At 55.0% G+C, this 13,222-nt stretch carries 10 protein-coding genes; 3 read left to right on the top strand and 7 right to left on the bottom strand.

Going from position 1 to position 13,222, the window contains the following annotated elements; all coding sequences use genetic code 11:
- Positions 1-120: 120 nt before the first annotated feature.
- Together asnS and pncB are read right to left on the bottom strand one after the other, a co-directional pair.
- Positions 121-1,521, bottom strand: coding sequence for an asparagine--tRNA ligase (gene asnS, locus ACLIBF_RS14200; RefSeq protein ID WP_031376622.1), 1,401 nt, complete (start codon positions 1,519-1,521; stop codon positions 121-123).
- 157 nt (positions 1,522-1,678) lie between these two features.
- Positions 1,679-2,884 carry a nicotinate phosphoribosyltransferase gene (gene pncB, locus ACLIBF_RS14195; RefSeq protein ID WP_279809364.1) on the bottom strand — a complete coding sequence of 402 codons (1,206 nt, stop codon included), beginning with the start codon at positions 2,882-2,884 and terminating at the stop codon, positions 1,679-1,681.
- Positions 2,885-3,128: 244 nt separating this feature from the next.
- On the opposite strand from pncB, the gene pepN reads away from it, so the two are divergent.
- On the top strand, positions 3,129-5,744 hold the full coding sequence (gene pepN / locus ACLIBF_RS14190; protein WP_159223716.1) for an aminopeptidase N: 2,616 nt from the start codon (positions 3,129-3,131) through the stop codon (positions 5,742-5,744).
- 41 nt (positions 5,745-5,785) lie between these two features.
- Here pepN and ssuB read toward each other — a convergent pair whose 3' ends face one another.
- From ssuB to ssuE, 5 genes are read right to left on the bottom strand one after another with little or no spacing between them, the layout of a single operon-like run.
- Positions 5,786-6,574 (bottom strand): aliphatic sulfonates ABC transporter ATP-binding protein, encoded by a 789-nt coding sequence (gene ssuB, locus ACLIBF_RS14185; protein ID WP_031376620.1) that lies wholly within the window; start codon positions 6,572-6,574, stop codon positions 5,786-5,788.
- Positions 6,571-7,362: an aliphatic sulfonate ABC transporter permease SsuC gene (ssuC, locus tag ACLIBF_RS14180; protein WP_031376619.1), complete on the bottom strand. Its 792-nt coding sequence runs from the start codon at positions 7,360-7,362 to the stop codon at positions 6,571-6,573. The genes ssuB and ssuC overlap by 4 nt, the downstream gene beginning before the upstream one ends.
- A 10-nt stretch (positions 7,363-7,372) precedes the next feature.
- The gene (ssuD, locus tag ACLIBF_RS14175; RefSeq protein ID WP_279809362.1) at positions 7,373-8,518 is read right to left on the bottom strand and encodes an FMNH2-dependent alkanesulfonate monooxygenase; all 1,146 of its coding nucleotides are present in this window, start codon (positions 8,516-8,518) and stop codon (positions 7,373-7,375) included.
- Between the two features lie 10 nt (positions 8,519-8,528).
- A complete protein-coding gene (locus ACLIBF_RS14170; RefSeq protein WP_031376127.1) occupies positions 8,529-9,482 on the bottom strand; it encodes a sulfonate ABC transporter substrate-binding protein in 954 nt (317 codons plus the stop codon).
- 12 nt (positions 9,483-9,494) lie between these two features.
- On the bottom strand, positions 9,495-10,046 hold the full coding sequence (gene ssuE / locus ACLIBF_RS14165) for an NADPH-dependent FMN reductase (protein WP_069728117.1): 552 nt from the start codon (positions 10,044-10,046) through the stop codon (positions 9,495-9,497).
- A gap of 749 nt (positions 10,047-10,795) precedes the next feature.
- On the opposite strand from ssuE, the gene ACLIBF_RS14160 reads away from it, so the two are divergent.
- The gene (locus ACLIBF_RS14160) at positions 10,796-11,776 is read left to right on the top strand and encodes a glycosyltransferase family 2 protein (protein ID WP_046288414.1); all 981 of its coding nucleotides are present in this window, start codon (positions 10,796-10,798) and stop codon (positions 11,774-11,776) included.
- A gap of 83 nt (positions 11,777-11,859) precedes the next feature.
- The gene (locus ACLIBF_RS14155) at positions 11,860-13,161 is read left to right on the top strand and encodes a flippase (protein WP_069728118.1); all 1,302 of its coding nucleotides are present in this window, start codon (positions 11,860-11,862) and stop codon (positions 13,159-13,161) included.
- Positions 13,162-13,222 lie beyond the last annotated feature (61 nt).

The raw sequence follows: 13,222 nt of genomic DNA, 5'->3' as shown, positions 1-13,222 counted from the left end.
TATTACAAAATGTAAAAAACACGGAACTTTGTGAGAGAACTCAAAATTTACAAAAATAAAAAAAGGCCGGCAGTGCCGACCTCTTTATATATATGAATTTCTTATAATTAATGCAGAAAGTTAGAAGCTCGCATTACGTGGAGTACGTGGGAAGGGGATAACGTCCCTTACATTTTGTACGCCGGTGACATAGGCGATTAAACGTTCGAAACCTAATCCAAAGCCAGAATGTGGCACGGTACCGTAGCGACGCAGGTCACGATACCACCAGTAATCTTCTTTATTCAGACCCATTTCCTGCAGGCGTGCATCAAGAACATCCAGACGCTCTTCACGCTGCGAACCACCGATAATTTCACCGATGCCCGGTGCCAGTACGTCCATCGCCGCCACGGTTTTACCGTCGTCGTTCAGACGCATATAAAACGCTTTAATGTCTTTCGGGTAGTTTTTCACCACCACCGGCGCTTTAAAATGCTTCTCGGCCAGATAACGTTCATGCTCAGAGGAGAGATCGATACCCCATGACACCGGATTCTCAAAGCTCTGACCGCAGTTGATCAGAATCTCAACCGCGTCGGTGTAGTCGACCTGGGCGAAGTCGGTAGTGATGAAACGCTGCAGGCGCTCAACCGCTTCTTTATCAACGCGCTCAGCAAAGAACGCCATATCATCAGCACGCTCTTCCAGTACCGCGTTGAACACATACTTCAGCATCGCCTCCGCCAGCGCAGCTGCATCATCCAGCGACGCGAAGGCGATTTCCGGCTCCAGCATCCAGAACTCCGCCAGATGGCGGCTGGTGTTAGAGTTTTCTGCGCGGAAGGTCGGGCCAAAGGTATAAATCTTTGACAGGGCGCTGGCATAGGTTTCGCCGTTCAGCTGACCAGAAACGGTCAGGAACGCTTCCTTGCCAAAGAAATCTTCGCTGAAATCGACTTTGCCCTGATCGTTGCGCGGCAGGTTTTCAAGATCCAGCGTTGAGACGCGGAACATCTCACCGGCACCTTCAGTATCCGAGGCGGTAATCAGCGGGGTGGAGACCCAGAAATAACCATTTTCATGGAAAAAGCGATGCAGCGCCTGCGCCAGAGTATGACGAACGCGGGCGACGGCACCGATCAGATTGGTACGTGGACGCAGGTGAGCCACTTCACGCAGATACTCAATGCTATGACGTTTCGCCGCCATCGGGTAGCTGTCAGGATCTTCCACCCAGCCAACAACCTCAAGACGGGTTGCCTGAATCTCAAAAGCCTGGCCCTGACCGGGCGAGGCCACCACGGTGCCGGTGACAATCACGGAACAGCCGGTGGTCAGACGCAATACTTCATCCTGATAATTATTCAGAGAATTATTGACGACTGCCTGAACGGGATTAAAGCAGGAGCCGTCATATACGGCGATGAAGGAAAGACCGGCTTTTGAATCTCTTCGGGTACGCACCCAACCACGTACGGTGACTTCACTGTCAACCGCGACGCGACCGTGCAGTACGTCCGCTACAGGCACAACGCTCATAAATATCTCTCTATATAGAAGAAGTGAGTAAAAAGGTCCCCGAACCGGGGGTTTTGCTATGTTACTTGTGAGTCTTCAGGAAACAAGCAAAATCCGGCGGAATGGACGATTTATTACAGCAGAAGCGGGGCGCATCAACGCCCCGATAAGAAGTGGCTTAACTCGCTTTTTTCACCAGCGGCAGATCAAAGGCTTTACGCAGAGCCCGGACAAAGGCTTTATCCTGGCAAATGGTTTTGCCCGGACTGTCGGACAGTTTCGCCACCGGTTTGCCGTTGCACTGCACCAGCTTAATCACAATATTCAGTGGCGTGACGCCCGGGATATCACAGGTCAGGCGGGTACCAATGCCGAAAATGACCCGGGTACGCTGACCGAAGTGGCGATAGAGCGCCAGCGCTTTGTCGAGGTTGAGATTGTCGGAAAAGACCAGCGTTTTGCTTTGCGGGTCGATACCCAGCTTCTGATAGTGGGCGAGGGCTTTCTCGCCCCATTCGACCGGATCGCCGGAGTCGTGGCGCAGCCCCTGATAGCGTCGGGCAAACACCGGACCGAAATCACGCAGGAAGGCATCCATAGCGATACAGTCGGTCAGGGCGATGCCGAGCTGATCATCATATTCATCCAGCCACGCCTGCAGCGCGGCGCGCTGGCTGTTGGCCAGTACCGGGCTGATCTGCTGGAACGCCTGGAACCACTCGTGCGCCTGCGTACCGACCGGCGTCAGCGTCAGGCGCCGCGCCAGATCGTAGTTGCTGGTGCCGATCAGCCACGGAAAATCCTGTTTCAGCGTCGCCACTATTGCCTGCTGTACATCCTGCGAGTAGCGACGGCGGGTGCCGAAATCCATCAGGTGGAAGCGTGACATATCCAGATCGGCCACCTGGTGAGTAAAGTCGGCAAGTTTCTGCTGCAGATGATCGACCGCCTGCTGAGTGATGACCTCAGGGGTGCGGTGACGATGCACCACTTCACTGATCAGCGCCAGCAGCGGCACCTCCCACATAATCACTTCGCGCCACGGTCCCTGAATACGCAGTTCAAGTTTGCCATGGTGATTACGTACCTCAACCTGATCGGGGTTGTAGCGAAAATCGCGCAGCCAGTTGAGGTAATCCTGCTGAAAGAAGGGCAGGCGGGATAACCAGTGATATTCGTCATCGGTCAGCGCCAGCGTTTGCATTGCGCGAATCTCGTCACGAATCTCGTCAGCGTAGAGGCCCAGCAGTTCGTCGCCGCGGCAGCGAAACTCCGCCGCCACCGTGACATCATGATAGCGGTGGAAGACGGCTTGCTGCATGTGGAGCTTATAAGCGTCCGTATCGAGCAGCGAGGTCAGTATCGGGGAAGCATGTCCTGTCATGGCGCGTTTCAGCATCCTGTTCGGTGGCGCAGAGCCCGGTGTTGTACACAGTCTTAAAGACGCGGAAGTATAATTCAGTCATTAACGCCAATCACAGCATATTTCACTGTAGTGGGTCGAGGCCAATCTGTGCCATTGTTAACAAATTGTAGCCATTTCACGCATTACGTGCATTGTGCGTGGCAAGCTTGTAGTAACAAGCTTAGACTTTGCCAGGTAAACTTATAACAACGCGAGACGGAATATGACGCAACAGCCCCAAATTAAATATCGCCACGATTACCGTGCGCCGGATTACACCATTACTGACATTGACTTAACCTTTGAACTGGATGCGTCGACCACCCGCGTAACGGCTATCAGTCAGGTTAAACGTCTCGGTGACAACCAGGCTGATTTGCGTCTGGATGGCGAAGATTTAACGCTGATCGCGCTTGAGGTGGATGGACAACCCTGGACGGATTATCGCCAGCAGAACGGTGCGCTGGTGCTCAGCCAGCTGCCAGAAAGTTTCACGCTGAAAATCATCAACGATATTCATCCGGATCAGAACACGGCGCTGGAAGGGTTATACAAATCAGGCGAGGCGCTATGCACTCAATGTGAGGCTGAAGGCTTCCGTCATATTACCTGGTATCTGGATCGCCCGGATGTGCTGGCGCGTTTCACCACCACCATTTTTGCCGACGGCGAACGCTATCCTTACCTGCTGTCAAACGGTAACCGCGTCGACAGTGGACGTGATGAGCAGGGCCGTAGCTGGGTCAAATGGCAGGACCCGTTCCCGAAACCTTGCTACCTGTTTGCGTTGGTGGCGGGAGACTTCGACGTGCTGCGCGACAGTTTCACCACCCGTTCCGGCCGTGATGTGGCGCTGGAGATTTTTGTCGATCGTGGCAATCTCGATCGCGCCGACTGGGCGATGACCTCGCTGAAAAACAGCATGAAGTGGGATGAGGAGCGTTTCGGTCTCGAATACGACCTCGACATCTTTATGATCGTGGCGGTCGACTTCTTCAACATGGGCGCGATGGAAAACAAAGGCCTGAACGTTTTTAACGCCAAATATGTGCTGGCGAAAGCGGAAACCGCCACAGATAAAGATTATCTCGGTATTGAAGCGGTGATCGGCCACGAATATTTTCATAACTGGACCGGCAACCGTGTCACCTGTCGCGACTGGTTCCAGCTCAGCCTGAAAGAGGGGCTGACGGTATTCCGCGATCAGGAGTTCAGTTCTGACCTCGGTTCACGTGCCGTTAATCGCATCGACAACGTGCGTATCGTGCGTGGCGCGCAGTTTGCTGAAGATGCCAGTCCGATGGCTCACCCGATCCGCCCGGATCAGGTGATTGAAATGAATAACTTCTACACCCTTACCGTGTATGAAAAAGGATCGGAAGTGATCCGGATGCTGCACACCCTGTTGGGCGAGGCTAATTTCCAGAAGGGAATGCAGCTCTATTTTGATCGTCACGACGGCAGTGCGGCCACCTGCGATGACTTCGTGCAGGCAATGGAAGATGCCTCCAACGTGGATCTGTCACAGTTCCGCCGCTGGTACAGCCAGTCCGGTACGCCAGTGTTGACGGTACGCGATGATTACAACCCGGAGCTGGAGCAATACACGCTGCACGTCACGCAGCACACGCCAGCGACCGCCGATCAGAAAGAGAAACTGCCGCTGCATATCCCGCTCGATATCGAGCTATATGATAACGAAGGGCAGGTGATTCCGCTGCAGCACAACGGCCACCCGGTGCATCACGTGCTGAACGTCACCGAGGAGTTCCAGTCCTTCATTTTCGATAATGTCTACTTCCAGCCGGTGCCGTCGCTGCTGCGTGAATTCTCTGCGCCGGTGAAGCTCGATTACAAATGGAGCGATGCGCAGCTCACCTTCCTGATGCGTCATGCGCGTAACGATTTTTCACGCTGGGATGCAGCACAGAGCCTGCTGGCAACCTATATCCGTCTCAACGTGGCGCGCTATCAGCAGGGGCAGCATCTGTCACTGCCGCTGCATGTGGCAGACGCGTTCCGCGCAGTACTGCTCGATGCCGACTGCGATCCGGCGCTGACCGCGCTGATTCTGACGTTGCCGACTGAAAATGAGATCGCCGAACTGTTCGATGTCATCGATCCACAGGCGATTGCGCTGGTACGTGACGCACTGCAGCGCACCCTGGCGCGCGAGCTGGCTGACGAGTTCTTTGCGATCTATAACGCCAATCAGCAGAGTGAATACCGGGTTGAGCATGACGCGATTGGTCAGCGCAGCCTGAAAAATATCTGCCTGACCTATCTGGCCTTTGGCGATGCGCAACTGGCGGACAAGCTGGTGCAGGTGCAGTATCACCAGGCGACCAACATGACCGATTCGCTGGCGGCACTCTCCGCAGCGGTAGCGGCGCAGCTGCCGTGCCGCGATGCGCTGCTGGCGGCCTACGATGAGCGCTGGCATCAGGATGGTCTGGTGATGGACAAGTGGTTTGTGCTGCAGGCCACCAGTCCGGCGGCCAATGTGCTGCGTAATGTGCGTCAGTTACTTAACCACCGCTCCTTCAGCATGAGCAACCCTAACCGGGTACGCTCGCTGGTGGGTGCCTTTGCCTCCGCTAACCCGGCTGCGTTCCATGCCAAAGATGGCAGCGGCTATAAATTCCTGGTGGAGATGCTGATCGATCTGAACACCCGTAACCCGCAGGTTGCGGCGCGGATGGTCGAGCCATTGATTCGACTGAAACGCTATGACGACGATCGTCAGGCGATGATGCGCGAGGCACTGGAACAGCTGAAAGGGCTGGAGAAGTTGTCGGGCGATCTCTACGAGAAGATCACCCGGGCGCTGAACGCCTGATAGCAGAACGGCGGAGTGCCAGTCGGGCTCCGCCGTTTTTTTTAACGCTGTCGCGCGACACGGACCGGTTGCGAGGGTGCGGTGCGTCGCATTACCCGATCCAGCACTTCCGCCTCTAATTCTGCCAGCCGCGGCGATCCGCGCCTTCTGGGACGCGGTAAATCAACCAGCAGATCCAGACCAATCTCGCCTTCTTCAATCAATAGCACCCGATCGGCCATCGCCACCGCTTCACTCACATCATGGGTGACCAGCAGTACCGTGAAATGATGCTGCTGCCACAGCGATTCAATCAGTTCCTGCATTTCGATGCGGGTCAGGGCATCCAGCGCACCCAGTGGCTCATCCAGCAGCAGCAAACCCGGCCGATGAATCAGCGCTCTGGCCAGCGCTACCCGCTGTTTCTGTCCGCCTGAGAGAGTAGCCGGCCACTCACTGGCCCGATCGGCAAGCCCGACCGCCGCCAGCGCCTCCTGTGCCGCACTGCGCCAGGCGTTGCCTTTTAGCCCGAGGCCGACATTATCAATCACCTTTTTCCACGGCAGCAGCCGCGCGTCCTGAAACATCAGGCGGGTATCGTCACGTGCCGACTGTAACGGCGCATTGCCCGCCAGTAGCTGGCCGCTGGAAGTCTGCTCCAGCCCGGCCAGCAGGCGCAGCAGGGTACTTTTGCCGCAGCCGCTGCGGCCAACCACCGCCACGAACTGACCTGACGGAATATGCAGGTCGATCTTCTTCAGAATGGTACGGTTGCCATACTGCTTGCTGACGTTGTTAACGCCAACCGGGGTGCCCGCATTGAGGCGCGCCGGGGAAAGGGTCTGACTCATGCGTTCTCCTCCTTCAGTTGATAAGCCGGATGCCAGCGCAGCCAGACGCGTTCCAGCAACAACGCGGCGACATCAGCCAGTTTACCGAGCAGGGCATACAGAATGATGGCGACCACCACCACATCGGTCTGCAAAAATTCACGCGCATTCATCGCCAGATAGCCGATGCCCGAATTTGCCGAAATGGTTTCTGCCACGATCAACGTCAGCCACATCAGGCCGAGCGCGAAACGAACGCCTACCATGATGTTCGGTAGCGCACCGGGCAGGATCACCTGAATAAACAGGCTCCAGCCGGTGAGGCCATAGCTGCGGGCCATCTCCACCAGTCCGCGATCGATGTTACGAATGCCGTGGTAGGTATTCAGGTAGATCGGAAACAGCGTGCCGAGCGCCACCAGGAAGATTTTGGCCGACTCATCAATACCGAACCACAGAATGACCAGCGGGATCAGCGCCAGATGGGGAACGTTACGTAACATCTGAACCGAGGTATCCAGCAGCCGCTCGCCGGTGCGGGAGGTGCCGGTGATCAGCCCCAGCAGCAGACCAATCGATCCGCCGATGCTGAAACCAATCAGTGCCCGCCAGCTACTGATCGCCAGGTGTTGCCACAGTTCACCGCTGGCGGCCAGCTGCCAGAACGTGGTCACTATTTTTTCAGGCGCCGGCAAAATGCGGGTCGATAACCAGCCGGTTTGCGAGGCGATCTGCCACGCCACCACCAGTAGAGCTGGCAGCACCCACGGCACCAGCGTATCGGCGAGACGTTTACCTGTTCTGGCCATGATGTTCTCCTCAGCCGCGGGCGACTTTTTTCTCAGGGGTAAAATCGTTGGCGACCGCTTCTCCGTGTGCCTGCACTACGCGCGGCTGTGGCACCAGCGGAACCTGCAGATCGAGATGCGGGAACAGCAACTCGCCAACCCGATAAGCTTCTTCCAGGTGTGGATAGCCGGACAAAATGAAGGTTTCAATACCCAGCGCTTCATACTCTTTAATCCGCGCGGCGACCGTGGGGCCATCGCCGACCAGCGCGGTCCCTGCGCCGCTGCGCACCAGGCCGACGCCAGCCCACAGGTTCGGACTGATTTCCAGCTTGTCGCGCCGTCCGCCGTGTAGCGCCGCCATCCGACGCTGCCCGACCGAATCTGCTCGCTGAAACGCCGCCTGCGCTTTGGCGATGGTGGCATCGTCCACGTTGGCGATCAGTTTGTCGGCCGCCTGCCAGGCTTCTTCATTGGTTTCACGCACGATCACGTGCAGACGAATACCGAAACGTACCGTACGTCCCTGCGCGGCGGCTTTCGCACGGACCTGGTCGATTTTCTCTTTCACCAGAGCCGGTGGTTCACCCCAGGTAAGATAGACATCGACCTGTTCAGCTGCCAGATCCTGAGCCGGTTCAGACGAGCCACCAAACCACAACGGCGGACGCGGTTGCTGTACCGGTTTAAACATCAGGCGGGCACCGCGCACCTTAACGTGCTTGCCTTCGTAGTCGACCGTTTCGCCCTCCAGCACCCGACGCCATACGCGGGTAAATTCAGCTGACTCGGCGTAGCGCTCACGGTGATCGAGGAACACCCCGTCGCCCGCCAGCTCTTCCGGATCGCCGCCGGTCACCAGATTAAACAGCGCGCGACCGTTGGATAAGCGATCCAGCGTTGCCGCCTGACGCGCCGCCTGGGTCGGCGAAATCACGCCAGGCCGTAAAGCCACCAGAAAACGCAGGCGCTGTGTCACCGGGATCAATGACGCGGCAACCAGCCAGGCATCTTCACAGGATCGGCCGGTCGGGATCAGTACGCCGCCAAAGCCGAGACGGTCGGCTGCCTGCGCCACCTGTTGCAGATAGGCGTGATCCACCGGACGTGCGCCTTCTGCGGTGCCAAGATAGTGGCCGTCGCCATGGGTTGGCAGAAACCAGAATATGGATACCATTTTTTGCTCCTTATTGAGTCACGGTATGCGGTTGCCAGATGCGATCGCGAATCGACACTTTCACTGGCAGCAGATGATTGGCATAGAACAGGTCAGCGGTGTGCTGCTGGGCAACCGCCGTTTTGTCGCTAACCGGCGTAATGGTGGTGGGCGGACGGTGGCTGAGATAGCTGGCGATCACCGGCTCGGGTAAGCCTATCGCCTGCGCTAACAGCGTAATACTCTGTGGCCGCTGGCTGACGGTCAGCGCATCGGCTGCACTAAAGGTGTCCAGCACCTGCTGAATGAATGCACCGTGCGCCTCGGCATAACTGCGGGTGGCTAAATAGAACGAGCCGGTCAGATTGAGTTTGCTGCCATCAACCAGCACCCGGGAATTGCCCTGTAACAGCACCGACGAGTAATAGGGATCCCAGATCGCCCAGGCATCAACATTTCCCTGCTGAAACGCGGCGCGTGCATCCGCGGGGGTAAGATAAACCGGGGTGATATCTTTAAAGCTCAGACCAGCCTGCTGCAGGGCTCGCAACAGTAAATTGTGCGAGCTGGAGCCTTTCTGAAAGGCGACTTTCTTGCCTTTCAGATCCGCTACCTGTTGCAGCGTGCTGGTTTTCGGTACCAGAATCACTTCAGCCTGCGGCTTGGGCGGTTCGGAGCCGACATAGAGTAAATCTGCGCCCGCCGCCTGGGCGAACAGCGGCGGAAGATCGCCGGTGCTGCCGAGATCGATACTGTTCACATTCAGCGCTTCCAGCATCTGTGGACCGGCCGGAAATTCAATCCACTGAATTTTGGTGTGCGGAAAACGCTTCTCTAATAGCTGGTGCGATTTTGCCAGCACCATACTGACTGACCCTTTTTGATAACCGATACGAATTTGCGCTGGATCGGGCTCAGCAGCCTGCGCCTGCAGGCCAGCCAGTAATAATCCCGCCGTCAGCCACTTAGCGAACCTCTGTTTCATCGAACTGCTCCTTTATACCGCTTGTGCAACGGGATGATGATGACGGGTCAGCGCCAGCCAGAACGCAGCTACCGCGTCGTCAAGGCGCTGTGCCAGCGAGTCTTGTAACTCTGGCTGACGATCGTAATGATGAATCTGGTTATCTTCGGCATACACGCCGTGAAGAATCTCCTGCGCTTTCAGCGCGTTAAGCACCGGCTTAAGGGCGTAGTCAAGGGCCAGCATGTGGCCGGCACTGCCGCCGCTGGCTAAAGGCAACACCACCTTGTGCTCCAGTGCGCGTTCCGGCAGCAGATCAAGCAGGGTTTTGAGTGCACCAGAAAAAGAGGCTTTATAGATTGGCGTCGCCACAATCAGACCATCCGCGGCGGCCAGATCTTCGCGTAACGCCAGCAGCGCCGGGGCGTCAAAACGCGCATTGATCAGATCGTCCGGCTGGAAGTTATGAATGTTCCACGGAATGACTTCGATACCCCGTGCTTCCAGTTTGTGCTGACACAGCGTCAATAACGACGTTGAGCGTGAAGGAAACCGTGGGCTGCCTGCCAGCGTAATAACTCGCATCATCACTCCTTATAACTAAAAGTTATTGATTATCTAATGTTGAGAACTTATTCCTTCATACTGTCAGAGCAGGGGAGTGGGCTTAAATGATTTATCTGGCAATCTAAAAGTGAAATCTGCAAATAGGCGGGTTAAGCAATAAGCCGTGATAAAGCGGCTTCCGATAATTCTTAAAATTCGGGCGGTTCGTCCGATCACTCATTAAAGGTGATGATGCGAGATCACAAAATAAGCGAGCCGTCGCCAGTAAATCATCCGCTGGCTGATTGCTTAAACATTCTTATTATGGTGAGCCGCGCAAAAAACGTAGCGGCAGGGGCAGAAATCAGGAAAAGCGATATAAAATCAACCCCTCCCAGGGCGTGGCAGGGAGTGGGGCTCAGATTAATTGCAGAAACGTCACTGAAACGAACAGAATGTAATGTTGAAGATATTAACGCTTTCAGGTATTCGCTTACATTTTCCGGATTCTGGTTACCGCTGCTTTTTGCCGGGAAATTAAATCAATCCTCAACCGTTTTATCGTCGTGCCGGACTATAGATGCAACTTATTTAACAGTGAGAGTCACCTGACCACTGCAGCCTTTTTTTCCCGACTGGTCTTTATCGGCTTAACCGGTTTAAGATAATCAGGCTCAAAGTAAGCAGCCATAATAACGACTATTCCTTTTCCGACGTTTCGCCTCTGGTCTGGACCTGCATCAGGCAGGTGAATCGTATTGTCATTTTCTAACAGCAGAGAATTGCCTATGTCTGACATCCTGTTATCGGTGATTATTCCGACTTACAACGTTGAAAAATATATTGTGGAGTGCGTTGATTCATTATTGCGCCAGGTAAAAGCGCCCAATGAAATAATCATCGTTAATGATGGATCAACCGATGGAACACTGGCCCTGATTGAACAGAATTATGCGCATCTTTCTCAGGTAAAAGTTATCACCATTGAAAACGGCGGGCTCGGCAATGCTCGTGACACCGGTATTGCGCTGGCTCAGGGCGAGTTCCTGTTCTTCTGTGATCCGGATGATGTGGTCGTCGATGGGCTGGTGGCGGAACTGGCCAGCGTCGTAGAGAAACATCCCCGCACCGACCTGTTCTGCTTTAATTCCTGCGTCTACGAAGATGGCCATATCGACGTCACCTCACCCAAAGTTAAGCATGACCAGTTTGGTGTGCAGCCGCCGCAGGAAGTCTTTATGCGCCTGCTGCGTAACGGCAGCTATACCTCGGCGGTCTGGAACTACGTGCTGAGAAAAAGCGTGATAGAGCAGCATAAATTACGCTTCGTTCGCCGGATACATGAAGATCATAATTTCACGCTGTCGGTGTTTATGAAATGTCAGCAGGCATGGGTCAGCCGTCAGGTTTATTATAAGCAGCGTATTCGCAGCGGCTCACTGACAAACAGTACCAAAGGCGATGAGTTTTTCTTTCAGCGCTACGACGCCTTTATGCATGCCTACAATACGCTGAATAGCTCCCAGGCTAAAACAGAGTGGCGCACGACGCTGGAGAAAGCCTATTTAACCCATTCGTTCCGCCTGATGATCTATTTATCACTGTATAATCAGACGCCGGTGCCGGAATATGTGCGTAATGCCATTCGTTTTATGGGGCGTGAGGTGAAAGCGCAGAACTTTAAAGAGTGGTTGCTGTTTAATCAACCGGATCTGTTTATTGCGTTGCAGAGTTATAAGGTCAAAAAAGAAATTAACCGCGCAGCCTGATTCTGAAAAGTGTTTAGCGATATTGTTTATGCCTTAGCGAAATGAGAAGGTGAGACATGCAATGTGTATAAGGTTGTTGCGACATGGCAAAAGTTCTTGATAAAAGTCTGATTATTAATATCTTCTCACTGCTGGCCTACCGCGGCGCTTCGTTTCTGTTTCCGCTGGCGACCTTGCCTTATCTGGCGCGTATTCTCGGCGTCGAGCAGATGGGGACCCTGGCGCTGGCGATTGCCTGCGTGCTCTATTGCAGCACCATCTCCGACTGGGGATTCAATGTCTTTACCACCAAAGATATTGCTCACCATCGTGATGACAAAGCGCGGGTCAGTCAGCTGTTCTGGTCGACCTTCAATGCCAAACTGATGCTGCTGGTGCTGACCAGCGGCACCTTATTGACGGCCACCTGGTTTAACCCGGCCTGGCATCCGCTGTTCTTTATTATCCTTGCCAACTGCACCACGCTGATCGGCTCGCTGTTTTCGTTTGGCTGGCTGATGCAGGGCTTTGAGAAGCTCGGCAAAACGGCGGTGATTGCCACCTTTGGTAACTTCTGCGCTATCCCGCTGACCTTTTTGCTGGTCAAAACGCCTGAGGATACCTGGCTGGCTGCCCTGATCCCGGGTGCCGTTTCGATTATCAGTGCGGCCATCACCCTGAAGTTTGTACTGGAGATGAAGGTGATTGGCCGTTATCGCTTTGAGCCACGCGAAATCAAACAGCGCATCACTGACAGCATGGATGTGTTTATCGCTATCGCCGGGGCCAATCTGTTTAACAGCGTCAATGTGGTGATCCTCGCGTCGTTTACCTCGCACTATATGGTCGGTATCTACAATGGGGCAGACCGCCTGCGTAAAGCAGCGAACTCGGTGCCGGAACAGATCGGCAGCGCCTTCTTTCCACGCGTCAGCCACCTGTTTGGACGCGATAAGCGCGCAGCGATTGCCGCAACCCGCAAAAGTTTGCTGCTCTCTTTTTCTCTCAGCCTGTCGATTGTGATATTTACCTGGCTGTTTGCCGATCAGGTGGTATCGCTGCTGCTGGGTAAAGCGTTTATGCCGTCGGCGGATGTGCTGCGGGTGTTCGTGCTCTGCTTCCTGTTCGGTAATATCTCTTATCCGGCCGGTTTGCAGATCCTGATCCCGCATGGCCTGGCGCGCCAGCGTATGCTGGTGATGATGGCGGCCGGGGTAATTAACGTGCCGCTTTGCTGCCTGCTGGCGTGGCAGTATGGGGCGATAGGTGCCGCCTGGTCGATGGTGCTGGCGGAAGCATTCGTCTGTATCGGCATTTTTGGCATCATGCTGCGTCGCGGTATTCTGCGTGAATACCTGTTTCCTGCACACGCCCGAATCGACCCCGTAAACGATTCCGTGGGGTAAGATCAACTCAGCTTCAGATACTTTTCCCCATCCTCGCCGTTCGATTTACTTTTGCGCCAGA

This window comes from Pantoea sp. PGP6 (assembly GCF_053474785.1).
The sequence above is the reverse complement of the archived record's forward strand: the minus strand, read 5'-3'. Positions and strand labels throughout refer to the sequence as shown.

Bases quoted from the DNA above. Each gene is read 5' to 3' on its own strand.
- ssuC (WP_031376619.1), bottom strand. From the start codon at position 7,362: ATGGCCAGAACAGGTAAACGTCTCGCCGATACGCTGGTGCCGTGGGTG.
- ssuE (WP_069728117.1), bottom strand. From the start codon at position 10,046: ATGCGAGTTATTACGCTGGCAGGCAGCCCACGGTTTCCTTCACGCTCA.
- pncB (WP_279809364.1), bottom strand. From the start codon at position 2,884: ATGACAGGACATGCTTCCCCGATACTGACCTCGCTGCTCGATACGGAC.
- ACLIBF_RS14155 (WP_069728118.1), top strand. From the start codon at position 11,860: ATGGCAAAAGTTCTTGATAAAAGTCTGATTATTAATATCTTCTCACTG.
- ssuB (WP_031376620.1), bottom strand. From the start codon at position 6,574: ATGAGTCAGACCCTTTCCCCGGCGCGCCTCAATGCGGGCACCCCGGTT.
- ACLIBF_RS14170 (WP_031376127.1), bottom strand. From the start codon at position 9,482: ATGAAACAGAGGTTCGCTAAGTGGCTGACGGCGGGATTATTACTGGCT.
- pepN (WP_159223716.1), top strand. From the start codon at position 3,129: ATGACGCAACAGCCCCAAATTAAATATCGCCACGATTACCGTGCGCCG.
- ACLIBF_RS14160 (WP_046288414.1), top strand. From the start codon at position 10,796: ATGTCTGACATCCTGTTATCGGTGATTATTCCGACTTACAACGTTGAA.
- ssuD (WP_279809362.1), bottom strand. From the start codon at position 8,518: ATGGTATCCATATTCTGGTTTCTGCCAACCCATGGCGACGGCCACTAT.
- asnS (WP_031376622.1), bottom strand. From the start codon at position 1,521: ATGAGCGTTGTGCCTGTAGCGGACGTACTGCACGGTCGCGTCGCGGTT.